Source organism: Helicobacter sp. T3_23-1056, from assembly GCF_053654535.1.
Genome location: NZ_JBSIUU010000008.1, coordinates 83,760 through 106,799 on the forward strand (window position 1 = coordinate 83,760; position 23,040 = coordinate 106,799).

General features: G+C 39.1%; 22 protein-coding genes and 1 pseudogene. 12 read left to right on the forward strand and 11 right to left on the reverse strand.

The annotated features are described in order from the left end of the window. Positions 1-24: 24 nt before the first annotated feature. From ACWIUO_RS05815 to ACWIUO_RS05830, 4 genes are all read right to left on the reverse strand, one after another. Complete coding sequence (locus ACWIUO_RS05815) at positions 25-393, reverse strand: hypothetical protein (protein WP_454176969.1); 369 nt, start codon at positions 391-393, stop codon at positions 25-27. A 10-nt stretch (positions 394-403) separates the two neighbouring features. Further along, entirely contained in the window at positions 404-1,051 is a 648-nt protein-coding gene (locus ACWIUO_RS05820) for a hypothetical protein (protein ID WP_454176970.1), read from the reverse strand. Between the two features lie 23 nt (positions 1,052-1,074). Then, positions 1,075-1,524 (reverse strand): hypothetical protein, encoded by a 450-nt coding sequence (locus ACWIUO_RS05825; protein ID WP_454176971.1) that lies wholly within the window; start codon positions 1,522-1,524, stop codon positions 1,075-1,077. A 208-nt stretch (positions 1,525-1,732) separates the two neighbouring features. Then, positions 1,733-1,894: a hypothetical protein gene (locus ACWIUO_RS05830; RefSeq protein WP_454176972.1), complete on the reverse strand. Its 162-nt coding sequence runs from the start codon at positions 1,892-1,894 to the stop codon at positions 1,733-1,735. On the opposite strand from ACWIUO_RS05830, the gene ACWIUO_RS05835 reads away from it, so the two are divergent. After that, a complete protein-coding gene (locus tag ACWIUO_RS05835) occupies positions 1,883-2,146 on the forward strand; it encodes a hypothetical protein (RefSeq protein WP_454176973.1) in 264 nt (87 codons plus the stop codon). The two genes, ACWIUO_RS05830 and ACWIUO_RS05835, sit on opposite strands and share 12 nt — an antisense overlap. Positions 2,147-2,185: 39 nt before the next feature. Beyond that, positions 2,186-2,371, forward strand: a complete 186-nt coding sequence (locus tag ACWIUO_RS05840; RefSeq protein WP_454176974.1) for a hypothetical protein — start codon at positions 2,186-2,188, stop codon at positions 2,369-2,371. Between the two features lie 291 nt (positions 2,372-2,662). On the opposite strand, the pseudogene ACWIUO_RS05845 reads toward ACWIUO_RS05840, so the two are convergent. The 3 genes and pseudogenes from ACWIUO_RS05845 to ACWIUO_RS05855 all read right to left on the reverse strand — a co-directional run. Further along, positions 2,663-3,661, reverse strand: a pseudogene (locus tag ACWIUO_RS05845) (argininosuccinate synthase domain-containing protein); the annotation flags it as partial. 202 nt (positions 3,662-3,863) lie between these two features. Next, positions 3,864-5,627 (reverse strand): DNA primase, encoded by a 1,764-nt coding sequence (gene dnaG / locus ACWIUO_RS05850; RefSeq protein ID WP_454176975.1) that lies wholly within the window; start codon positions 5,625-5,627, stop codon positions 3,864-3,866. Between the two features lie 496 nt (positions 5,628-6,123). Beyond that, positions 6,124-10,293 carry a beta strand repeat-containing protein gene (locus ACWIUO_RS05855; protein ID WP_454176976.1) on the reverse strand — a complete coding sequence of 1,390 codons (4,170 nt, stop codon included), beginning with the start codon at positions 10,291-10,293 and terminating at the stop codon, positions 6,124-6,126. Between the two features lie 853 nt (positions 10,294-11,146). Between ACWIUO_RS05855 and ACWIUO_RS05860 the strand changes: the two genes are divergently transcribed. Further along, complete coding sequence (locus ACWIUO_RS05860; RefSeq protein WP_454176977.1) at positions 11,147-11,317, forward strand: hypothetical protein; 171 nt, start codon at positions 11,147-11,149, stop codon at positions 11,315-11,317. Further along, positions 11,265-12,146, forward strand: coding sequence for a hypothetical protein (locus ACWIUO_RS05865; protein WP_454176978.1), 882 nt, complete (start codon positions 11,265-11,267; stop codon positions 12,144-12,146). The genes ACWIUO_RS05860 and ACWIUO_RS05865 overlap by 53 nt, the downstream gene beginning before the upstream one ends. 13 nt (positions 12,147-12,159) lie before the next feature. Here the strand turns inward: ACWIUO_RS05865 and ACWIUO_RS05870 are convergent, their stop codons facing one another. After that, positions 12,160-12,324 carry a hypothetical protein gene (locus ACWIUO_RS05870; RefSeq protein ID WP_454176979.1) on the reverse strand — a complete coding sequence of 55 codons (165 nt, stop codon included), beginning with the start codon at positions 12,322-12,324 and terminating at the stop codon, positions 12,160-12,162. 164 nt (positions 12,325-12,488) lie between these two features. Between ACWIUO_RS05870 and ACWIUO_RS05875 the strand changes: the two genes are divergently transcribed. The 3 genes from ACWIUO_RS05875 (at position 12,489) to serA (ending at position 16,463) form a co-directional block, all read left to right on the forward strand. Further along, complete coding sequence (locus ACWIUO_RS05875) at positions 12,489-14,165, forward strand: 30S ribosomal protein S1 (protein ID WP_454176980.1); 1,677 nt, start codon at positions 12,489-12,491, stop codon at positions 14,163-14,165. A 153-nt stretch (positions 14,166-14,318) separates the two neighbouring features. Further along, positions 14,319-14,789: a hypothetical protein gene (locus tag ACWIUO_RS05880; RefSeq protein WP_454176981.1), complete on the forward strand. Its 471-nt coding sequence runs from the start codon at positions 14,319-14,321 to the stop codon at positions 14,787-14,789. Between the two features lie 84 nt (positions 14,790-14,873). Beyond that, on the forward strand, positions 14,874-16,463 hold the full coding sequence (gene serA / locus ACWIUO_RS05885) for a phosphoglycerate dehydrogenase (RefSeq protein WP_454176982.1): 1,590 nt from the start codon (positions 14,874-14,876) through the stop codon (positions 16,461-16,463). A 447-nt stretch (positions 16,464-16,910) separates the two neighbouring features. Here serA and ACWIUO_RS05890 read toward each other — a convergent pair whose 3' ends face one another. Beyond that, complete coding sequence (locus ACWIUO_RS05890; protein ID WP_454176983.1) at positions 16,911-17,471, reverse strand: hypothetical protein; 561 nt, start codon at positions 17,469-17,471, stop codon at positions 16,911-16,913. A gap of 388 nt (positions 17,472-17,859) precedes the next feature. Between ACWIUO_RS05890 and ACWIUO_RS05895 the strand changes: the two genes are divergently transcribed. The 4 genes from ACWIUO_RS05895 to ACWIUO_RS05910 all read left to right on the forward strand — a co-directional run bounded on the left by ACWIUO_RS05895 (position 17,860) and on the right by ACWIUO_RS05910 (position 19,873). Next, positions 17,860-18,243, forward strand: a complete 384-nt coding sequence (locus ACWIUO_RS05895; protein WP_454176984.1) for a hypothetical protein — start codon at positions 17,860-17,862, stop codon at positions 18,241-18,243. Between the two features lie 22 nt (positions 18,244-18,265). Further along, entirely contained in the window at positions 18,266-19,006 is a 741-nt protein-coding gene (locus tag ACWIUO_RS05900; RefSeq protein WP_454176985.1) for a tetratricopeptide repeat protein, read from the forward strand. Then, complete coding sequence (locus tag ACWIUO_RS05905; protein WP_454176986.1) at positions 18,951-19,160, forward strand: hypothetical protein; 210 nt, start codon at positions 18,951-18,953, stop codon at positions 19,158-19,160. The genes ACWIUO_RS05900 and ACWIUO_RS05905 overlap by 56 nt, the downstream gene beginning before the upstream one ends. Positions 19,161-19,519: 359 nt before the next feature. Then, on the forward strand, positions 19,520-19,873 hold the full coding sequence (locus ACWIUO_RS05910) for a hypothetical protein (protein ID WP_454176987.1): 354 nt from the start codon (positions 19,520-19,522) through the stop codon (positions 19,871-19,873). 28 nt (positions 19,874-19,901) lie between these two features. Here ACWIUO_RS05910 and ACWIUO_RS05915 read toward each other — a convergent pair whose 3' ends face one another. Both ACWIUO_RS05915 and fliI read right to left on the reverse strand, forming a co-directional pair. Further along, the gene (locus ACWIUO_RS05915; protein ID WP_454176988.1) at positions 19,902-20,033 is read right to left on the reverse strand and encodes a hypothetical protein; all 132 of its coding nucleotides are present in this window, start codon (positions 20,031-20,033) and stop codon (positions 19,902-19,904) included. A gap of 60 nt (positions 20,034-20,093) precedes the next feature. Continuing rightward, positions 20,094-21,398 carry a flagellar protein export ATPase FliI gene (gene fliI, locus ACWIUO_RS05920; RefSeq protein ID WP_454176989.1) on the reverse strand — a complete coding sequence of 435 codons (1,305 nt, stop codon included), beginning with the start codon at positions 21,396-21,398 and terminating at the stop codon, positions 20,094-20,096. A gap of 179 nt (positions 21,399-21,577) precedes the next feature. Here fliI and tig point away from each other — a divergent pair, with 179 nt between their 5' ends. Further along, positions 21,578-23,026 (forward strand): trigger factor, encoded by a 1,449-nt coding sequence (gene tig, locus ACWIUO_RS05925; RefSeq protein WP_454176990.1) that lies wholly within the window; start codon positions 21,578-21,580, stop codon positions 23,024-23,026. Positions 23,027-23,040 lie beyond the last annotated feature (14 nt).

Consider the following 23,040-nt stretch of genomic DNA (forward strand, 5'->3'; position numbering starts at 1 on the left):
ATTTAGATTCTAACCTAATATTACTTAACAAACCATTAAAGCAAAACTCTTGCCTATGTTTGAAGTGAGTTTGACTTGTCCTCCGTGAGCGCATTTTAGCTCATCACATTCTAGTATAGGACATAGCAATGCTGTGCTATTTGAATCTCTATATGTTTGTCTAAAAAACTTAAATTCCTTATCGAGTATTTCATTATTGTTTGTTTCCACCCATTGATTTTTATGTTTATCGCTATTTTCATATTGCTGTGTAATTTTTTCTATAAGTTCTATCTGTGTAGGAAAACTATGTTTTTGCAAGTCAGTTTCTAATGCGCATTCTATTTTGGCATTTCCGCTTAATTGCCCTTCAAAATAGACACCTATGCTATGGTATTTTAAGTATAGTTTCATACTAATCCTTTTAATAAGATTCGAGCGGATAAATAAAATCGGGACGCCCCAAACTAATATCATCATTACTTATAAAAATATCTTTTTTATCGCCTATGGCGTGTTTTTGGTTTAAAATCTTATCCATAAAATCATTAAGGCTATACGCTTGGCTTTCTTTTGACATTGTTTTTTCAAATCTAGCCAAAAATTCACTGCCTTTGCTTAATGGCATAATCTCCCGCCAATTTGTATCATAAATATATGCCGCAATGGATTGATAAACCACAAAATTAGGGTTTTTTAGTCGTAGCAACTCTTCATTTATTGCATCGTCCAAATTTGCTGTTTTCTTGCCATTGCGCAAAAAATAATCAACATATACAGTTCGCCTAACTTCATAAATATTTTCACTAATTTTTGCATAATGAGCTTGAACTAAATATTTGTGCTTATTATTTTTTATTACCTCCTTTATTCCCATTTTTTCCTTTTGCGTCAATGCTCTAGCATACGCTACCTTACCTAGATTTTCTTTACAAAGTCGCTCATATTTTTTGTATTCTTTGTCGTATTTTTTGGGGATAAACGCACGATATGAAGTAGGATAATAAATTGAATAACCACACGCTATGTATGCAATAAAAACTCCGATAAATCCAAATGATAAATACCACATTTTCACGCTTTTTTCCTTAAAATCTAGTTTAAAATTTCATAAAAAGATTTAGATTCTAACCTAATATTACTTAACAATCCATTAAGCAAGGGCTTTTTGCCTATGTTTGAAGTGAGTTTGACTTGCCCTCCGTGAGTGCATTTTAGCTCATCACATTCTAGTATAGGACAAAGAAATGCTGTGCTAATGCTAGGCGTGCTAGATTGTATCTGTGCTTTGTCTTTATTGTTTTGCTCATTTTGTTGAATCGCTTTAGATTCTTTGCTTTTGCATTTTAGTTTGATATTTAGGCTAGAATCTAAAATTGAGTAATTTAAGATTGTAAGTTTATGATTGTTTAGAAATACTTGGAGGGTTTGATTTGTAGGATAGATTTTGGTTTTGTTGTTTGTTTGGGTGGAATTGTTTGAATCTAACGAATCTAAATTATTGTTTTGGTTGCTTGAATCTGCATTTAAGTTGTCTTGAGCCAAAAAAAAAAAAAAAACGGCACAAAAATGGGCGAAAAATGAGGGGTTTTTTGATGAAACATTATGTGGAAAATATGGTGGATTTTTGGTGGGAAAGTGAAAAGGAATGTGGAAAATGTGGTAGGAATATTTTTTGTATTGTTAGAAAATCTGCAAGTGCGTTTTATGGAAATCTGTTGTGTTTTTATCATTGGGTAAATTTGCATTGCTATCATTGCGAGCGATTAGATTTTTGCATTTTTGCAGAATCTAATGCGTGGCAATCTATTTTGTTTTTACTGCATTGTAGATTGCCACCTATGTTTTTGTCGTGGATTGCCACGCTCGTTTCGCTCGCTCGCAATGACGGAATGTTTGTTGTATGACAAGACACCCACCTCCTAGCCCCCTCCGCAAGGGAGGGGGGACAAGAAGAGCACGAATCCACAATGGAGTGGAAAATCCTGCCATTGTGAGAATTTGCATTGCCGTCATTGCGAGCGGATTTGTCAAAATCCGCGTGGCAATCTATTTTGCCTATATTGTAGTGTGGATTGCCACGCTCACTGCGTTCGCTCGCAATGACGATGGATTCTTTGTCGGATTGCCACGCCGTGCAAGCACGGCTCGCAATGATGGATTATAAAAGTTGTAAAAATTTGTAAAATCTAGGCAATTTATTTTTATGTTTTTGATTATAGATTTTGTTTGCGCAACTGCGACTACTCGCGTTTGTGCGCTAAAATCGCTACTTTGTAGTTGCATTTTTGTGCCACGCTTGATGCAAAAATGCTATTCTATCAACGACTATGCAATGCTATCAATGACTATGCAATTCTCTCAACGACTAAACAACACTATCAATGACTAAATAACGCTATCAATGACGATGCAACACTATCAATACCTAAACAACGCGCGATTTAAAAAATGTCTATTGCAATAACAAAAATTTATGTGCTTTTTCTTTTGGGTATGGCAGGATTTCATAGATTTGCTTTCCTACTTGGACTTTTTGGGGCTGTGGATTTTGGGTTTGTGCTAAATTAAATTGAGCTTGCGCTAAATCAGTTTTAGTTTGCGCCAAGCAAGATTCTGCTCGCTTCAAATAAGATTCCCTTTTTTCCAAACTAGATTCTATATTTTTTTGAGATTTTCGCGCTAGCTCTAAATCCACTTCTTGTGGTTGTATGCTTTTCTCATAGGATTTTGCGCATTTTGCATAGCCTAGCGTTATGCGTGCAGCCAAAATTTTATCCTCTTTGCTAGCGTCTTTTTCGACTAGCCCTAGCGGTCCTATTGATTCTAGCAAGATGATTTTTTCCATAGCGGGATTTGGCATATCTAGCTTAGCGTTTTCGCTTTCATTCCGCCCGATGATTGCCCTTGCACCATTTGGTAGCACCATATATCGCCCGATTTTGACTATGGTGCTATCTTGGAGTCCCATTTTTCGATGATTGCTTAAATCTTTTAGCTTTTTTGCGACACTTACATCGGTTAGCAGACAGCCTCCGCCCGGATTTTCATAATACTTCCACCCCCATTTTTGCACCATTTCTAGTTGGCGTGTGCGCCCTCTGCCGCTTATATCTAGCAGTTTTTCTCTATCTATCCAGCCTGCTTTTTCGGGGAAGCTAGGTGGTAGTAACTTTGCGCTCATCGGTCGCAAAAGTAGCTCATCTAGGTTTTGTGGTTTATTTTTATCACCCCCACTTCTATCCAAAATCTTATCAAATATCGCTTTTTTGCCCACTTCCCTCACAAGACTTCGCACTTGGTCTAATGCCTCTTTGCGTTGGGATTTGGGACGCTGTCCTAGCACCTCGCCACTCACCACAAAGCTAGCCCCAAATTTTTCTAGCAAATAAAACGCATTTGCAAACATATTTGCGTGGCAATCTATGCAGGGGTTGAAATACTTGCCATAGCCGTATTTGGGGGCAAAAAGGATTTCATTAAAAAACTGCTCTCTTATATCCACCACTTCTAGCCTAGCCCCTGCTTGCGCGCTTGCGTTGCGGAGGTATTCTCTTTTGTCTTTGTTGCTCCCAAAGCCTATGTTAAAATGCAGGGCTATGACTTCTATGCCCTGCATTGTGAGAAGTTTCATAGAGATTAGGCTATCACAGCCCCCGCTAAAAAGTGCTAATGCTCGCATTTTTGTCCTTTATTTTAAGATTTTATCGTTGCTAGATTTTATGTCGCAAGATAGATTTTTTGCAAAATTTTGCCAAAATCTGCCACATTTTCCTACGCTTTTTTGCGCAAAATCTTTTCACGCATTTCACGCAAGCATTTTACAAAAACATTTTTACAAAAACATTTTACGCAAAAAAGCAAAATCTAACATAAAAAAGATTTTATATGGTTTGCAATTCGCCTTTGTTTAGTCTTGCTAGCTTGGCTCGCAAACGCATTATGAGGGCTATATCTGTGGCAAGTTTTAGCTCCCTCTCCAAATGTCGTTTGATAAAATATTTTAGCTCTTCTTCAAACCCCTTGCCATCATCATCACTTCGCAAAGGCAATGGGTCAAGCGCGATTCCCAAAAGCTGTGGGTGTTTTTTGTCCTCTTTGCAAAGTGCCTCAAACGCCCCGCGATAATCCATAAAAATCCTAGAATCTATAAAATCTAACGCCCGATTTAACAACGCCTCATTTTCTAGCATATAGCGCAGGATTAGTCGCTCTAGCCTATCGCCACTAGATTCTAGCGGTGCAGAATCCGCATTATTTTTTGACGCGTTTTTGTCGGCTTGAAGTTTGATTAGGCTAGATTTGTCGTATTTGGTATTGATAAGTCGTTGCGGGATATGCAACAAATCCGCCAAAAATCCTACATATTCTTCTTGCATAAGCGGGCTTAGAGAGTGCAAAAACTCGCTAGATTCTTTCAATGCGTCCTCTTTTTGCAAAGGATTTTTGCCTATGTCGTATTTGCCAACTATGTGATAGAAACAAAACTCAATAAATGGCGTAGATTTTGCAAAAATAGATTCTAGCTCGCCCTCCCTACCTTGAGCTACCATATCAGCGGGGTCTGCGCCATTTGGGAAAATCACTACCCCGCCTTTTTTGCTAAGCGGGGCTAGCAGTTTTGAGGCTTTAAAAGCCGCGTTTATCCCCGCGCTATCGCCATCAAATCCTAGCAAAATCTCTGGCGCGCCTTTATCTAGCAGTGGGATATGCTCTTTTGTCAAAGCCGTGCCAAGCGTGGCTACCGCGTTTATAAAGCCTGCTTTGTGTAGCATTATCGTGTCTAAATACCCCTCTACGATTATGACTTGTTTGCGTTTATATATCGCGCTTCGTGCCAAATGATAGCCGTATAAAATCTTTGATTTATTGAAAATCACGCTTTGAGGGGAGTTGATATATTTGCCCATTTTGCCCTCTTTTACGGCTTCATCATTTAGCGTGCGTCCGCCAAATCCTATGATTTTGCCATTTGGAGAATGTATAGGAAATATCACTCTCTCGCTAAATCGCGCATACATTCGCTCATTTACCCCAAATCTAGCATTTGTGGAAAATCCCGCTTTTGCCTCGCTTTGGCTATTTGTGCGGGCATTTTTGTAGCTATTTGATTCTTGCGTCTTGCCTAGCACGCCATATTCTAGCAACTCTTTAAAATCTAGTCCATTTGCGTTTATGTAGGCTAGATTTTGCGCGCTTGTGGGGCAGTAGCCTAGCTTAAAAGTATTGATTAGATTTTCATTGATTCCGCGCTTTTGTAAGTAGTCTAGGTGAAATGTTGATTTTGCTAGATTTTGGGAGTAAAATTGCGCCATTTTTTCTAGCACATCGGTTTTTTTTACCTCGTTTTTTTTGTCGTATTCTAGGGTAAATCCACACATTTCAGCGATTTTTTCTATCGCTTCTTTATAGTTTAGCTTCTCATATTCCATTACGAAAGTTATCGCATCGCCACCTTTGCCACACGCCCCATAGCAAAAATACAGCCCCTTTTGTGGCGAGACTTTAAAGCTAGGGGTTTTTTCGCTATGAAACGGACACAACGCCTTAAACCCACTGCCATCGGGCATTAGCTCGATATAGCTACCAATGATTTCGACAATATCTATGTAGGTTTTTAGATTTTGTATGCTTGCTTGAGAAATCATTTATGTCCTTAAATGTTGTTTGCATTGATTTTAGATTTTGTGATTTTAGCGCAAGAATGTTTGATAAATGATAATATCGTTTGATTTGAAGCATTCCTTAAGCGTTCGTTGCAGTTGTGTCTTTGTGGATTTTGTTTTGTAGATTTTTATAAAAAGTAGATTTTGGGTTTTGGTGGATTTTGTTTTGCAAAGAATTAAAAAGAATCAAAAAAAAGAATAAAAAATGTAGATTTTGCATTTGCAATATTAAAAATGTTAAAAAGGCTATATTTTGCCAAAGATTTTTCTCACTACAAAATCTAAAAAACCCCCTCCAAAATCCTACTTCAAATCCTAACAAACCCCCCAAATTTCGACAAAAGAAAAACACTTCCCCCACAAAAACCCTCTAAAATCCCCCAAAACCCCCTCCCAAATATTTCTCACAAAATATCCCCCCAAAATTTTGATAAAAAAAACAATCCCCTCCAAAAATCCCCCCAAAAAAAGCCAAATCCTAGAATCTAAATCCGTATTTCAACGCCACAGAATGTGCCTTTCCGCTGTTGTAAAATACACCATTATATCCCAAAGTTAGCTCGTGGTCTTTGTTGATAGCAAAGATAGCGTTTGCATCGACATTTCCATAGATTTTGGGGAGGTTGATTCTAGCGATATTTTCATCTAGCCCGCCAAGTGTGAAGCTCGCATAAGGCGTATGCAAGATATTGTATTTCACGCCTGCATTTAAGCTAGTTTTAAAGATTTTATGCCAGCTATGATACCATTTCGCGCCAGCTCCCACTTGTGGCAGTTGCCAATTATGCTCGACATATTTTTCAGTATTTGCCGTTTTTAGCGCAAATCCATCTAAATGCAAGACATCATAGCTTAGCCCCACTTCAGGTGCTAGATAGCTCTCTTTAGATTTAAATAGCAATGCAGCCCCTATCTTTGCCTCTGCACCGATAGTGTAGCTAAGTAGTTTAGCTTTTGCATTGACATTAGTTGCAGAGATGGTTAGCTCAGGTAGCTCAACATTTGCGCGGATATTTGCTTTGACAAATGGTTGGAAAGTCTCTCCATTGCCAAATTTGCTAAGCACATTTAGCCCGATATTTATCGCATTTGTGTTTAGAGCTGCGCTAGAGCTAGCCACACCAGCTTGGTTAAAATCTAAGTTTGCTTTAGCATACTCATAGCCTAGATATAGGCTTGCTAGAGAGCCACCTGTGGCGTATTGGAATCCTAGCAAAGCACCGCCTGCGACTTCGCTTTGATTTGCCGCACTCAAATTAGCATTGCCCAAAGTCGCATAAGGTAGCACAAATCCACGCCATTTTTTGCTTGCTTTGTCATCTTTTGCTTCCTCATCATTTACGACAGAGAAGTAGTTGTGATTGACTAGAGAGTCTAGCAAACCTTGCGTGATAAGCGTTTTGCGCACAGAATTTAGGGCTAGATTTTGCAACACTTGCGCACCATAGCTATTTACCACATCACCGCTAAGCCCAAATCCATTTGTCGTAGCATTTAGCTTTAGCCCTTGCGTGGTTTTGATACTGCTTGCTGATACTGCGATTGGTAGGCTTTCTTTGGTTGTTTGTTTTTCAAATGCGGCAGATGCTCCCGTAGAATCCACTCCCTTAAACACCTTGCCAAAGCTATACACTTCGTTTGATTTGACATTATCGCCTACATTCACCGTGATAGCTCCATTTGCCACGCTAGCAGTTTGCACATCTATGTCTTTATTAGCATAGATATGCGCATTTTTGTCATTGCTAGCGTCCCATTGTGCCGCAGTGCCATCGATAGTTAGATTCCACGCTTGTAGATTTAGGTTTGTGATTGTTCCGTTTAGGTGGGCTTTTGTCGCTTCGTTGTAGCCGATATTGCCGTTGTTTAGCGTTAGGTTTGTTATCGTGCCAGTCGTGCCGTTATCCAAAGCATTGATTTTTGCATTTGCACCTATGGTAGTGATTGCCCCACCTGTGTTATTTAGCACATTGATAGTCCCACCGCTTATATCTGTTATGCTATTTTTGCTTGCATTTACCACTTCAGCGATATTACCACCTGTGATTTTGCCTATGCTTCCTTTGTTGTCTAGCTTGGCGATATTTCCGCCAGAGATTTCATTGATTTTGGCAGTATTGGCATCTTTACCAGCATTGATAAGTTCTGCGATATTTCCACCGCTGATTATGCCAATGGTAGAATGTTGCGATTTAGCATCATTTGCTACACCATTTGTGATTTTGGTAAATGTCCCGCCTGAAATCTCGCCGATGTTGGCTAGCTTAGTTGCCTCACCCTCATTTTTTAGCTCATTATAAAATCTACCACCTGAAATCTTGCCTATGCTAGCGTTATTGGTAAGCCCACCGCTTTCAGCCACAGGTGCAGCATTGCTAGGATTGCTTCCAGCCGTGCCAAACACACCACCAGAAATGCTATCAATGCTAGAGAGCGCAGTATTTGTTAGCGTAGTGATTTCCCCACCAGAGATAGAATCAACCTTAGCGATTTTTACATCTTGTGGTTGTTGTGCGTTTTCTCCATTTGTAAATGTAGTGATTTTGCCTCCAGCGATAGAGATGATTCTAGCAGCATTTGTAGCATCACCTTTATTGTTTAGCGTAGCGATTTCGCCACCTTGTATCGTGCCGATTATGCCTTTGTTGTCTAGCGTGGTAGTGATTTTGCCTCCGCTTATAGATTCTATGCTAGCGTCCTTGCTATTTGTTACCGTGCCGACATTTGCTAGATTTGAGATATTTGAGATATTTGCGTAGGCATTATTTGTTAGCGCGGTGATTTCTCCGCCAGAGATATTGCCGATATTTCCGCTATTATCTAGCTTTGCTAGTGCGGCATTTCCTAGCCCTGTGATATTTGCGATACTAGCACCCGCGCTATTTGCTATCCCTTCAGCTGCAAAGCTTCCGCTAGCAATAGTGCCGATTTGCCCGCTATTTGTTAGCTTCGCGCTAAAAGTCGCACCATTGATATTGCTTACTACGCCTTTGTTATCAAACGCATTTGTGATGGTCGCTTTTCCAAGATTATCGATACTTGCGTTAGCTTCATTTGTTAGCGTGGTGATTGTCCCTGCGCTAATGTTGCTGATTTTGCCACCTGCGTTGTTATTTAGCGCGGCGATTGTATCTTTGCTAGCCACATTTAGCTCGACATTTGAGATAGTCCCTGCGTTGTTGATAGTCCCATTTGCTGCGATACCATTTATCGTGCCGATAGAGCCTTTGTTATCAAGTGCTTTTGTGAATGTCCCATCAGTGATTTGGCTAATGCTACCTGTGTTGCTAAGCCCTTCGCTAAATGTCCCACCGCCTAGATTTTGTATCGCACCAGAATTTATATACGCACCAGCTGTTGCCGCATTATCCGTAAATGTCCCACCGCTTATTGTATCGATATTTCCAGCATTTGTGCCTTTGATAATTGCGTTTGTGCTGATTTCCCCGATATTGCGGTTATTAGCCCCTGTGAATGTGCCTCCGCTTATTTTAGAGATTGTGCCGTTGTTATCAAGCGTTAGTGTGCCACCTTTTAGCTCACCTATCGTGCCTGTGTTGCTACCTTTGGATATTGTCCCATCGGTAATCGTGCCGATATTTCCGCTATTATCAAGGTTTGTAAATGTGCCTTTTTTGATTTCGGTTATGGTGTTAGAGTTGGTTACATTTGTAAATGTGCCATCTTCTATGCTAGCAATCGTTCCGCGATTTTGCACATCTTTGTAGGTTTTGCCTGCTCCGCCTAGTGCGTTTATCTCGCCAGAATTATTTAGCACGCCAGCTACGCCACCGCTTATCGTAGTGATTTTGCCAGAATTTGCCACATCTTTTGTCAAATCTGCTGAAATCGTGGTGATACTCCCAGAATTGCTAAGATTCCCTGTATCTGCGCTAATGGTGGTAATGCTCCCAGCATTTGACACGCCGTTTGAAAATGTCCCACCGCTAATGGTAGCAATCGTGCCACCTGCGTTGTTTTGTAGCGTGTTTTTAAATGTCCCGCTACCTGAAATCGTAGTGATAGTCCCGCTATTTGACACATTGCCATCTAGCGTGCCTCCAGCGATAGCTTCTATCGTGCCAGAGTTTTGGATATTGCCATTTAGCGTGCCAGAAGTGATTTTGAGAGTAGCACCTTTTTGGTTGTCGATATTTGCGTTTATGGTAGCAGTCCCGTTTATATCAGCGATAGAACCACCATTATTGTTGGTGATACTACCATTTATCGTGCCTCCGCTGATTTTGGTAATCGTGCCAGTGTTTGCAATCCCTGTGCTTGTATCGCCAGCTGTGCCGATAACGGTGTTGGCTTTTATATCAGTGATTGTGCCAGCATTGCTTAGCGTGCCTGTGATTTTGGTAACATTGCTAGCGTCTGCGCCTGAAATCTCGCTAACGGTTACGCCAGAATCTACTTTGACATTTACGCCCTCGCCACTTTTTATCGCATCGGCATCTTGAGCAGTGTAGTTTTGGTTTTTGCCATCATCGCTTAGATTCACATCTACGCTTAAAGCCATATTTGGCAACAATGCAGCGGCTACGACCACAGAGCAGGCGATTTTGGGTAGCGTGCTACCGACTTTTAGAGTATTGGGCAGTGAAGTAGCGCAACTAGCCCCGTGCGCATTATGAGAATGTCTCATAGTGTCTCCTTGTGGAATTAGATTTTGATAAGGCAGGTATGCAAAAACACAAACGCCATATTTGCTAGCCTAGCTTAAAAAAAGCTAAGAAAAGAAAATGGCGCAGTGATGAATCTATGTCGTAGTGAAAATGCTTTTGGCTATTTTGGCTTTTTGGCTCTTTTGTCTAACTTTTTTAGCCTTTTTATTTAGCTTTGGGGCAAATCTCACTTTTGAGAAGATTTTGTGTTTGCAGGTCGCATTAGACAAAAAAAAAAAAAAACAAATTGCAAATCAAAAAGAAACAAAAAGTAAGCAAAAAAATAATGAAAAATAAATGATAAATAAGAATAAAAACTAATAAATATCAGTGGTTTTTTGCGTTTTTTTGAATGTGGGTAGGGGGTGGATTTTAGGTGGATTTTGTAATATTTAGATAAAAATATGCGCATTATGTGAAAAGTTTAGATTTTGCCAATCCAAAAAAAAAAAAAAACGAAAAATCGTGGTGAAAAATGGCTAAAAATTTACAAAAATTTGACAAAAATTTTACAAAAAATCTTTTGTCAAAAATTGTGAAAAAAATTGCGAAAAAATATTGACATTGTTTTTTTTTTTTTTGGATTTTGGATTTTGGGTTTTTGGATTTTTGCTTTTTTATATTTTTGTGATTCTGCTTTTTTTACTTTTTTAGATTTTAGATTTTTTTGTTTTCTTGGATTTTGCATTTTTTAGATTTTAGATTTTTTTTGATTTTACTTTATTTAGATTTTTAGATTTTGTTGATTTTTTTACATTGTTTAATGATTTTATGATTTTGCATTATTTGTTTGTGTTTTGTTTTTATGTTGTTTTTGGCATTTAGGAATGTCTTTTGCTTTTTGTTTATATAAATCTTTGTTTAGAGAATTTTATAAAATCTAAAAATCTAAAATCTTGCCAAAATCTACGCCAAATATTTCTAGCAAGCGTTAAGGATTTTGGCATAGATTTTGGCATATCAAAAAGCGGAGAATCTCGTGCGACTCTACACAGCAAATACTAAAAAAACCAAAAACTACACTTCAAAACGCGCTATGACATACATTATAATAAATAGCATTGTGTTTTGCGGTGCTTTTTATGTATGGCGATTTGTTTTTGGCGGATTGTCGCGTTTGGAAAAAAATATATTGTTGTGTTTGAAAAAAATTATGGGGATTGCAGGGGTTTTGGCGTTGTTTGGGCTGTTTGCGTTTATGTTTAGCGGTTGTTCGGGCAATTTCGTGCAAATGCAGTATTCATCAGCCAAAGAGCATAATTATCTTTTTAATCAAAACGCACCTACGATTATCGCGTATAAAAAAGGCGATTTGCTAGCGGCTTCTTATGTGCCTTTTGTGATGGAATCTCTAGCCAAAATGGGATTTACCGCGCTATATACGCAAGAACAACTCCCGCGCAAAAAAGCTAGAAATATCGTATTTATAAGCCTTGCTAAGCTTACCACCACCACGCCTACTTCAAGCGTGTCTTATATGCCCTCAAAAATGATAGACCAATCCTCTTGTATAAATTATGATGGAATCTATTATTGTAGAGAAGAGACTTATCCTATCATCACGGATTATACCACTAGCTTAGAGGTTAGCTCGGGGTATCATTTTGTGATGGATTGGTATGATTTGCCGACAAAAAAGCGGATTTTCTATATAGATGGAAGTATTGAGGATAGTCCGTGCATATTTGAGGGGATTTACAAAGATTTGATTTATCAGACGATTTCGCGTATGGATATTTCGCGAGGCGAGCTATATAGCTATCCTACTACGCTGTCGTATTATGACGCGAGCTGTCTGCTAGCACAGACAAAAAAGCTAGGCGTCAAGCGATAGAATCGATACAAAATCAACATAAAATCAACGCGGTAGGATTTTGGCTGGGCAACTTTGTGGCTGGTAGAGTTTTTGGCTGGGCGGAATCTAGCGCGGAATTTTTGGCTGGATAAAGTTTTGATTGAGCGGGATTTGTGGCTGGGCAAAAATTTTTATTGGGCGAAAATTTGCAAATCATTTAAATGTCATTTATTTTTTGCGTATTTTTCGCACATTTTTCACACATTTTGCCCATTTTGGAATCAATTTTGCAATAAAAGTGCAAAAGTTTTGCATAAATTAAGACTTTGTAAAGCCAAAGTTAGCTACAATGCCAAACATTTTCAAAAATAAGAGGTTACAATGCTAAACAGAAAGCTACTAGAGGAATTTGATGACAATCAAGAGTTTGCAAGATTGCTTGAGGAGAGTGAAAGAAACGAGGAAAAAGGACAAATCAAAATCGGCAAGGTCATAGCCGTGCGCGAAGATGGTGTTCTTGTCGATGTGGGCGAAAAAGTGGAGGGATTTTTGGGGCTTAGTGAAATCGCTGATAAGTCTGGCAAGATTAGCGTAAAAGTAGGCGACGATATAGAGGTTTTTGTCTCTTCTAGCAGGGGAGAGCGACCAAATATCTCACACAAAAAAGCTAGCAAGATTAGCAAAGTCCAAGCAAAAATCAAAGAGTTGGGAGACAACTTCAAAGATTTCGTAGTGGAAGGCAAAATCATCAGCAAAAATAAAGGTGGTTTTGTCATAGAATCTGATGGCGTAGAATACTTTATGCCAAGACACGCAGCCGCTTTTAGAGATGCTTCAAAAGTCGTGGGGCAAAAGGTGCGAGCGTGCGTAATCGATGTCCGTCCCAATGAAAATAGTATCATTGTTTCGCGCAAAAGATTTTTTGAAATCGATGATATAAAACAAGCAGAGGGGCTAGACAAGCTAAAAGACAAAGACAAAATCTATGAAGGGATTGTCCGCTCTATCACTAGCTTTGGTATGTTTGTAGAAGTGGAGGGGGTAAAAGGGCTAGTGCATTACACAGAGATAAGCCACAGAGGACCTGTAAATCCTGCCAAAATCTACAAAGAGGGCGATAAAGTCTCTGTCAAAATAATCCAACTTGATGAGGACAAAAAGCGACTATCTTTTTCTATCAAAGCCACGAGTCAAGACCCTTGGCAAGAAGTGCAAAAAGAATTGCAAAAAGGATATGCGATAAAAGTCGTTGTTACAAATATCGAGCCTTATGGCGCGTTTGTGGATATTGGCAATGATGTCGAGGGCTTTTTGCATATCTCTGAAGTCTCTTGGGACAAAGAGATAAAACACCCCGCAGACTACCTAAAAGTCGGGCAAGAAATCGATGTCGAAATCATCGAAATCGATACTAAAACCCGCCGACTACGCGTCTCTCTCAAAAACTTACTACCAAAACCATTTGCAAACTTTGCAAAAACTCACAAAATAAATGACACTATCAAAGGCAAAGTTGCCACGATTACGGATTTTGGTGCGTTTATAAGGCTAGGGGAAATCGATGGGCTTTTGCATAATGAGGATTTTTCTTGGCAAAAAGGCTTAAAATGCAAAGAACATCTAAAAGTAGGCGATGAAATAGAAGTCTGCATAGTCAAAATCGACACTGAAAACGAGCGCGTAACGCTTAGCAAAAAGGCATTAGAAGAATCCCCCGCGCAAAATTTTGCAAAATCGCACAAAATCGATGAGATTTTAAAAGGCAAAATCATTGACATTAAGGATTTTGGAGTGTTTATCAAAGTCGATGATATGGACGCGCTAATCAAAAATGAGGACTTATATCCGCTAAAAAAAGAAGAGCTAAAAGTAGGCGATGAAATAGAAGGCGTGCTTTTATCTATCGACAAAAACACAGGCAGAATCCGCGTCTCTGTAAAAAGACTAGATAAACAAAAACAAAAAGATGAGCTAAAAGCATTTAACGCTAGTAGCTCAAATGATGACAAAATGACGCTAGGGGACAAACTAAAAAACAAAATAGGCACGCAAGAATAACATCTAAAATCTTAAAGCGTAAGATTCGTATTTGTGCTTGAATTTTAGATTTTATGAAAATCTTTGAAGCGTGTTTTTTGCGTTTAGTATTTTTTTAGTGTTTTTTTGTATTTTTAAAATAGCGCAATCATAAAAAATCTAAAGGGGAGAACAATGAAAGGTAGATATATCTTAGGTGGGATTGCTGTGGTGGGGGCTATCATAGGTGGCTCTCTAGCGTGGCTATCCAACTACAAAGATACTCTAGCAAAAAATGGCATTGTGATAAAATTTTTCAACGAAGCACCGATTGCAAAATCCCCTGAAGATACTTCTGAGCATTGGTTTGATAATGCAAAAAATTTTAGAAAATCTTATACATATCCTGCGCAAGAATTTGAAGTGTTTGTGGATTTTATCAACCCTGAAATCCCCCCCGTGCCTCAAAAACTACTCATAACCGCGATAAATCCATACTATCTAGCCTGCCTAAATGAAGTGCTAAAAGCGCAAAATATTCACTTTGCATACAGCAAAAATCACAACTCCACAGACATCATAATCTACCTCCCAAAAGAGCACAAAAAAGCAACAAGCCTTATGCAAGAATTGCGCTATTATGAGATTCCATTTACTTATCAATAGCGCATAAACTCTAAAATCTATCCAAACCAAAATCCACAAAAAAGCAAAATCAAAATCCAAAAAATCCAAAAGGAGATTTTCCAAATGTCAAACAAATACAAAATCGCCGTATGCGACCATATCCACGAAAAAGGCTTGCAACTGCTATCAAGCCAAAGCGACATAGAAATGCTAAATCTAGCGCATTTGCCAAAAGATGAGCTACTAAAAAATCTTAGCGAAGCGGAAGTGGCTATCACTAGAAGCTCCACAGGCGTTGGCGAAGCGTTTTTAAGCAATGTGCCAAACCTCAAAGCCATCGTGCGCGCAGGCGTGGGCGTGGATAATGTCGATATAGAAGCCTGCTCATATAAAGGCATAGTGGTGATGAATGTCCCCACAGCAAACACAATCGCAGCCGTAGAGCTCACAATGACGCATATCCTAAGCGCGATTCGCAATTTCCCAAGCGCAAATCATCAGCTAAAAATAGAGCGCAAATGGAAGCGCGAGGATTGGTATGGCACGGAGCTAAAAGGCAAAAAAGTGGGAATCATAGGATTTGGCAATATCGGCTCAAGAGTGGGTATCCGCACAAAATCCTTTGAAGCAGAAGTGATTGCCTATGACCCCTATATCTTGCCATCAAAAGCCACAGATTTGGGAATCAAATACACAAAAGATTTTGATGAGATTTTATCTTGCGACATCATCACTATCCACACGCCCAAAAACGCCGAGACCAAAAATATGATAACCGCCAAAGAAATCGCCAAAATGAAAGATGGCGTGGTGCTGATAAACTGCGCTAGAGGCGGGCTATATAACGAAGATGATTTATACGCGGGGTGTGAGAGTGGCAAAATCCGCTGGGCTAGCATAGATGTGTTTGACAAAGAGCCCGGGACTTCGTGCAAGTTGCTTGATTTGCCAAATGTGTATGTAACGCCACATATCGGCGCAAACACCCTAGAATCCCAAGAGCAAATCGCTATCCAAGCAGCCCAAGCCGCTATGCAAGCAGCAAGAGGCGCAGCATATCCAAACGCGCTAAACCTCCCCACAAAGGGTGGAAATGTCCCTGATTTTGCTTCCTGCTATGCCGAGCTAATGCAAAAAATGGGATTTTTGATAGCCCAAATCGACAAAGGCGCAATCACTTCGCTAAAAATCACTACTCAAGGCGAGATTAGCAACCATATTGACGCGCTAGAGACTTACGCGATAGTCGGCGCGCTAAAACCCTCACTTGATAACAAAATCAACTATGTAAATGCCCCCTTTATCGCTAAAGAGCGAGGCATAGAAATCCTAAAATCCACAAAAGAAGCCTCCACTTCTTACAAAAACCTTATCACGCTCACAGCTAGCACAAGCAAGGGTAGTCTAAGTGTGAGCGGGACGGTGTTTGAGGATAAAATCGTCCGCCTTAGTGAGATTGATGGGTTTGAGATTTTATTTGAGCCAAAGGGGCGAATGCTGTTTTTTAAAAATACCGATGTCCCCGGTGTAGTGGGAAGCGTAGGACAAATACTTGGCAATCACAAAATCAATATCGGGGATTTTCGTATGGCAAGAAATGCCAAAGGCGAAGCACTAGCCGTAATCCTAATCGATGAGGAAGCCCCAAAAGCCGTAATGGAGGAAATCGCTAAAATCCCCGCGTGCATATCGCTAAACACCGCAGTGATATAGACAAAATCAATCAGCATAAAAAACGACATATTTTATAAATGGAGGGGGAAAATGTGTTGGTAAATAAAAAGCGAATAAAAACAAAAATGTGGGGGCAAGAAAAAGAGTGATAAAAAGAAGGTTTAAAATGCAAGAGAAGCATAAAATAATCAAAATCTATTAAAAAAATGTGCGCAACTTGTCGCAATGAAACGGATTTTCCCTTAACGAATGTAGATTTTTCTTGTTTAGATTTTGTCTGCAAAATTGAAGCAAAAAAAATCAAATTTTAACGCAACAAAATTTTTACCAAAAACTTTGCGTGAAAAAACCTGCAAAAAATTAGCGGAAAAATACCAAAAAAAGAATAAAAGATAAAACCCCACAACACTAAGCAAAATCTAAAAAATCTAAGCCAAAATCCCCTCCTTATTTACCCCCTATATTCAACTAATACCAAAGATTTTATTAGAAATAAAATCCTAGCGTAACAGCGATTTGGTGTTGCCAGCCTGCACGAGCAGAGCCTATGATTTTTGGATTTTGCGAGGAAGCATCTAGCCCTACGCTAAGAGGTAGGATAGGAATATCAAAGTTGATTCCATAGTTTATCGCTGCGGTGTCCTCATAGCCGATTTTATCAAAGCGAGAGTAGCTCCCACCGATATATGGCGTAAGTCGCAAGATATTATACCCTATCACGCCACCTGCTTGCAGATTGCCAAATCCACTATTATTATCCTTGCCAAAGACATAGTTATACTTCACCATTGGCGCAAATGTAAGCCCTTTGCCACCCATCCATACGCGCGCATAGCCACCTAGCAAAAATGCGTTATTTAGCACGCTACCTTTGTGGGCATTTACCCCAGCACTCACACCAAAATCAGGGTTTATTTTAAAGCTCCCGATTCCAATCGCACTTGCACTTGTCCCAAGCACACCGGCTAGCACCACGCTACAAGCGAGCGTCTTTGTCATCGTTTTTGTAGCTTTTTTTGCGCACTTTTGCAAATCTAGTAATCTCATTTTGTCTCCTTTGGATATAGATTTTGCGAATTATACCAAAGCAACATTTAACGCAAAAATAATGATTAACTTTAAATGTTTTTAATCTTTGTTGCTTCGTTTTTGTTTTTGTCTTTCTTTGTCTTGTTTTGCTTTGTCTTGCTTTGCATTATGTTATGTTTTGCGTTTGAATTTTTTTACTTTTACGCTAGTTGCCACTTATTTAATTTCTGTTTTTTTTTTTTTTTGTAGGATTGCTTTTTTTAGAAACGCTTTTTGATAAAAGTGCTAACCTTAAGCTCCATATCCACGATAAGAGCGATTTATACAGCATTATTTATTTTAGTGATTTTCTCACTGCAAAAAACCGCACGCAAAAATTCCATAATCCCAAGTTAAAGGAGCAACAATGATTGATAAAAAGCAAATACTATCTCACCTATCTTTAATGCAAGAATACATAAATGAAATAGAACAAATGCTAGAAGAATCTGCGCCAAATAATGAACCAAAAATAGGCGAAATAGCAAGATATAGGCTAGCAAAACTCCTCGCACAACGAGTGTGGAGTCCGCAAGAATTTGCTAACTTTTTTGATGAGAAGTATTGCAAAGATATGTTTGATATAGATTTTGCATTACTCACGCAGGGTAGCAAATTCGATGAGAAAGGATACTCGCGTTATTACAAACACGAAATCTCCGTAAATGGCAGGAGTTGCTATCTATGCTCGCAATGGTATGAGCGTAGTCGTAGCAAACTTTTAGCCTTTATTGAGAAATATGAAAGATAAATAAAGTTTAAGGAATAAGGAAATGAAAAATAGTGGTAGATTTACATTAGTATTTTGGATTTTAGCAAGCACAACGATATTTAGCTTAAGTTTCTTACACGCATCATTTATACTTGACCCAAATTTGGATTATTGTGAAAATGAATGGTATCTAGGAAGTTGCGCACAACAAAAAGCACAAGGGGGTGTTAAAGTAATGGGCAAGCATACAAATATGACTAATGAAAATTCTGCTCAATTAGATGATAATGGTGGTTTGGCTAGCGAGGTGGAATGCACTCTGGATAAAGAAGAAACAAATAATTGTGTGTTTTTAGGCTCATTGAGTTTCATCGCAGAGCTTTATATAGAGGCGATACAATACTATGAAAAAGCCATCGCTTTGGGGGATAATCGTGGGTATCATTTGTTGGGATTATCTTACGATAAATTAGGTGATTATTTTAACGCAAAGAAATATTTGGAAATCGGGTGCAACAAAGTTAGCGATACGCAATCAGAGTCTTGCTACAACTTAGGGGTAATGTATATCGATGGAAAAGGTGTGCGCCAAGACTACCACAAAGCACGAGAACTATGGAAAAAAGCCTGTGATATGAAAAATGCTATGGCGTGCCATAATCTAGGTGTGCTATATGCCAGAGGGAAAGGCGTGAAGCAAAATCGCTCCATCGCTAAGCAATACTATGGCAAGGCGTGTGATTTGGGTGAACAAACAGGCTGTGATAATTACAAACAATACAACGAAGCAGGCGTGCAGTGATGGAAATAATCTATCAAAATATAATGAATTAGATGAAGCTAATCAATACTACGCAGAATCGCTAAATCAACATACGCAAGCACAAGAAATGCTTATAAACGCATTGCAAGAATATGTAGAGATTTTGACTTTGGAGTCATTAAAAAGTCATTGAAAAAATAATATTGAAGTAAAAAATTTGCTACTTTTGCAAACACTACAAAAAACTAACAGAATATAAATAGAGAATTTTGGAGAGAATTTTGCAAAAATTTGAAATGCTTGATAACAAAGATAAGGGCTTTTGGATTTTGTGATTTTTTATAATTTAGTGGCTTTTTCATTGCTGAAATTTTTTGCAAAAAACCAAAGCACCAAACTTTTGTGCAAAAAACTCATTATCTTGCAAATTTGTATTATTTGCAGTTTTTGTATTTGTTGTAAGATTTTCATTGCTTTTTTTAAGATTTTTTGCAAAAAGATTAGTATGACAACAATAAAAAATCTAAGTCCAAACAATAGCAAAACATTATTGTGAGAATCTGCGATTTTTGTCAAAAATTACAAAATCGTGGCACAAGCCCACAGCTACGAAGTAGCGATTTGTCGCGCAAGCGCAAATGGGCGCAGTTGCGAAAAGCAAAATCCAAAATCAAAAACATAAAAATAAATTGTCTAGATTTTACAACTTTTATAATCCGTCATTGCGAGCGTTGCAACGCAACGCGTGGCAATCTACAATGCAATAAATACAAAATAGATTGCCACGAATTAGATTTTGTAAAAACGCAAAATCTAATTGCTCGCAATGACGAAAGCAGAATAAACACTTACAATGACAGCGTGAGCGGTGAATTGCCACGCAAGGCAAAGCCTTGCGCGCAATGACGGCAGAGGGTGTTACTTTGTGAGATACTTAGGTTTTTGTGAAAAACTTAGTATGACAAATGATAGTGTTTGGATTACCACGCGGTTTTGGCAAATGCGCGTGGCAATGATTAAGATTTTTTAGCAAATGCGCGTGGTAATGATTGATATATTTTGCCAAACGCTTAAGTATGGCAACAATAAAAATTAAGCAACAAACGCAAAAAAAACAAAAATAACTCTATCCAAAAAGTGCTTTTAATTGCCCTAAAGATTCTTCAAAACTTATGACTTCTTTTTCTGCTTGTTTGAGAAAATTTTCCATAGCAGATTTTCTATCTAGGGCGTAGTCTAGCTCTGGGTCGCTACCGCGCTGATAAGAGCCTATGCGGATAAGCACTTCATTTTCACGCAAAAGCGAATAATAACGGCGAAACTTTTGAATCAAATCTTTTTGCGTATCATCGATTATGTCATTACTCACGCGTGAGGCAGAAGATAGCACATTTATGGGCGGGTAGATTCCCAAATCCGTGAGATTGCGCTCTAGCACGATATGCCCATCTAGTATGCTTCTAGCTTGGTCGGCTATGGGGTCTGCCAAGTCATCGCCCTCCACAAGCACGGTAAAAAACGCGCTTATTGAGCCTTTGCCCTCTTCTTTGCCCGCTCGCTCCATAAGCTGTGGCATAAGCGTTAGCACGCTTGGGGGATAGCCTTTGCTAGTGGGAGGCTCGCCTAATGCTAGCCCGATTTCACGCTGTGCCATCGCAAAGCGCGTGATAGAATCCATAATAAAAAGCACATCTCTGCCCTGTGATTTAAAATATTCTGCCACTGCCATAGCCGAAAACGCCCCATATTTGCGCATAAGCGGGGAATCATCGCTTGTAGCGACTATAAGCACGGTATTTTCTAAACTCCCCCCCAAAGATTTGTGGATAAATTCTGGCACTTCTCTGCCCCGCTCGCCGATTAAAGCGATGACTTTTATAGGTGCATTACACCCTCGCACTATCATTCCCATTAGCGTGGATTTCCCCACCCCTGAGCCTGCAAAAATCCCTAGTTTTTGTCCCTTGCCACAAGTCAAAAGCGCGTTTATAGAGCGCACCCCCACATCAAAAACCTCATCTATGATTCCGCGTTTTAGGGCTTTTATGGGTGGATTTATGATAGGGACAAAAATAGGATTCTCCAAAGGCGGTTTATCATCGATAGGCTCGCCTAATGGGTCAAAAGCGCGCCCTAGCATAGAATCTGCCACAGGAAAAGTAAGCCCATTTTTTTGGATAATGACTTTATCGTGTATGCCAAAATTTTCCACAAATTCAAAAGGATTAAACCCAAAGCCATTGCCCTCGCTTACCGTTACGATGCCTAGCGATTGGCTACCATCTCTATGCAAAACCTGCACTATATCGCCCACACTAGGCGTAATCCCGCGTGCGTAGATAATCGTAGGCGTGATTTTGTGGATAGAGCCGTATTGAGGGGAGAGATTTGGGCGGGTGGCTAGCTTGTTTTTTAGCAAATCAAGCGACATTGCAATCCTTAAATTTTATTTAAATTTTTCAAAGCAAACGCGCTAAAAGCACAAAGTTTTTCAGCAATTTTATAATGTTTTTTGGGATTTTTGGCTAAAATGGTGGATTATTTTGTGCTAAATTTTATGACAAAAAAGCAAGTCAAAAGCGACTAAAAACGATAAGAAAAAGGAAAAAAATGAACCTAGAAACCACAAAGCTAAATGCCGCAAATGCTATAGCAAAAGGCAAAATCGCCCTAAAAGAGCTAGAATCCAAGCTAGAATCTATCGCACAAAAAGCTAGCAAAAATATCAAAATCGATGGTTTTAGAAAAGGCAAAGTCCCAACCCATATCATAAAAGCGCGCTACAAAGATTCTATGCAACAAGATGCAGAGAGAGAATCTATCCAAGAAATGCTAAAACTTGCTTTAGAAAAGCTAGAATTAAAAGAGCAAAATCTAATCGGCAATCCCGTAGTAAGCAAGTTTGAAAAAGGTAAAGATGACATAGAAGTCGAGATAAAAATTTCCATCGTGCCTGAATTTGCACTAGGGGATTATGAAGCTAAAATCCCAACCCCTAAAATCCCAACCCCCACCGACAAACAAATCCAAGATAGGTTAGAAAATTTCGCCTCTAGCAACGCCCCTTTGGTAGAATCCACAAGCAAAAGTGTCAAAAACGGCTTAGTGGCAAATATTGATTTTGAGGGCTTTGTAGATGGCGTGGCATTTGAGGGTGGCAAGGCTAGCGGTTTTGATTTAGCCATCGGTTCTGGGCAATTTATCGCAGGCTTTGAAGAAGGGCTAATCGGCGCAAAAATAGGCGAGCAAAAAGACATACAAGTAACATTCCCCGCGACTTATCAAGCACCAAATCTAGCGGGCAAACTAGCCACTTTCAAAGTCAAAATAAACGCCCTAAAAGAAAAAGCAAAACAAGATATAAATGACGCGCTAGCAAAAAAGCTAATGGGCAAAGAGGACGCGACACTACAAGAGCTAAAATCTAACATAAAAGATGAGCTAGCAAATGAGCTAAAAATCCAACACTACAATGAAGAGATGAAAAGCAAATTTTTAGAAGCATTAGATTCTAGTTTTAGCTTTGATTTGCCAGAAACGATTGTCGAGCAAGAGATGGATATGCTATTTCGCAATGCCCTATCGACTATCCCACAAGATGAGCTAAAAACCTATCAGCAAGATGCCAAAAAAGCAAAGGACAAACGCGAAGAATACCGCAAAGAAGCCCAAAGCAATGTCAAGGTTACTTTCATAATCGATGCGATTGCAAAAGCAGAAAATATCACAATCGATGATAGAGAAGTGATGAATGCGATTTATTATGAAGCATTGATGAGTGGGCAAAATCCAAAAGATACGCTAGATTTTTACCAAAAAAATAACTTGCTACCTGCGGTAAAAATGTCGCTCATAGAAAATAAAGTCCTCCACAAAATGCTTGATAAAAAAGCGGGGCTAGAGAAAAAAACTACGCCAAAAAATAGCCAAAACAAAGATTCTAATAAGGGCGAAAAAAGCACAAAAGAGCAAGCCCAATCTAAAACCAAAGAATCTAAAGCCGATTCTAGCAAGAATGACGCAGGCAAAAATGACACAACAAAATCCACAAAATCATAAACAACCATAAACAA

What these genes read in the sequence shown, in the direction of transcription:
- ACWIUO_RS05815 (WP_454176969.1), bottom strand. Translation starts at nt 393, where the DNA reads ATGAAACTATACTTAAAATACCATAGCATAGGTGTCTATTTTGAAGGG.
- ACWIUO_RS05820 (WP_454176970.1), bottom strand. Translation starts at nt 1,051, where the DNA reads ATGTGGTATTTATCATTTGGATTTATCGGAGTTTTTATTGCATACATA.
- ACWIUO_RS05835 (WP_454176973.1), top strand. Translation starts at nt 1,883, where the DNA reads ATGACAAGACACCCACCTCCTAGCCCCCTCCGCAAGGGAGGGGGGACA.
- ACWIUO_RS05840 (WP_454176974.1), top strand. Translation starts at nt 2,186, where the DNA reads ATGTTTTTGATTATAGATTTTGTTTGCGCAACTGCGACTACTCGCGTT.
- dnaG (WP_454176975.1), bottom strand. Translation starts at nt 5,627, where the DNA reads ATGATTTCTCAAGCAAGCATACAAAATCTAAAAACCTACATAGATATT.
- ACWIUO_RS05855 (WP_454176976.1), bottom strand. Translation starts at nt 10,293, where the DNA reads ATGAGACATTCTCATAATGCGCACGGGGCTAGTTGCGCTACTTCACTG.
- ACWIUO_RS05870 (WP_454176979.1), bottom strand. Translation starts at nt 12,324, where the DNA reads ATGATTTGCAAATTTTCGCCCAATAAAAATTTTTGCCCAGCCACAAAT.
- ACWIUO_RS05875 (WP_454176980.1), top strand. Translation starts at nt 12,489, where the DNA reads ATGCTAAACAGAAAGCTACTAGAGGAATTTGATGACAATCAAGAGTTT.
- ACWIUO_RS05880 (WP_454176981.1), top strand. Translation starts at nt 14,319, where the DNA reads ATGAAAGGTAGATATATCTTAGGTGGGATTGCTGTGGTGGGGGCTATC.
- serA (WP_454176982.1), top strand. Translation starts at nt 14,874, where the DNA reads ATGTCAAACAAATACAAAATCGCCGTATGCGACCATATCCACGAAAAA.
- ACWIUO_RS05890 (WP_454176983.1), bottom strand. Translation starts at nt 17,471, where the DNA reads ATGAGATTACTAGATTTGCAAAAGTGCGCAAAAAAAGCTACAAAAACG.
- ACWIUO_RS05895 (WP_454176984.1), top strand. Translation starts at nt 17,860, where the DNA reads ATGATTGATAAAAAGCAAATACTATCTCACCTATCTTTAATGCAAGAA.
- ACWIUO_RS05900 (WP_454176985.1), top strand. Translation starts at nt 18,266, where the DNA reads ATGAAAAATAGTGGTAGATTTACATTAGTATTTTGGATTTTAGCAAGC.
- fliI (WP_454176989.1), bottom strand. Translation starts at nt 21,398, where the DNA reads ATGTCGCTTGATTTGCTAAAAAACAAGCTAGCCACCCGCCCAAATCTC.
- tig (WP_454176990.1), top strand. Translation starts at nt 21,578, where the DNA reads ATGAACCTAGAAACCACAAAGCTAAATGCCGCAAATGCTATAGCAAAA.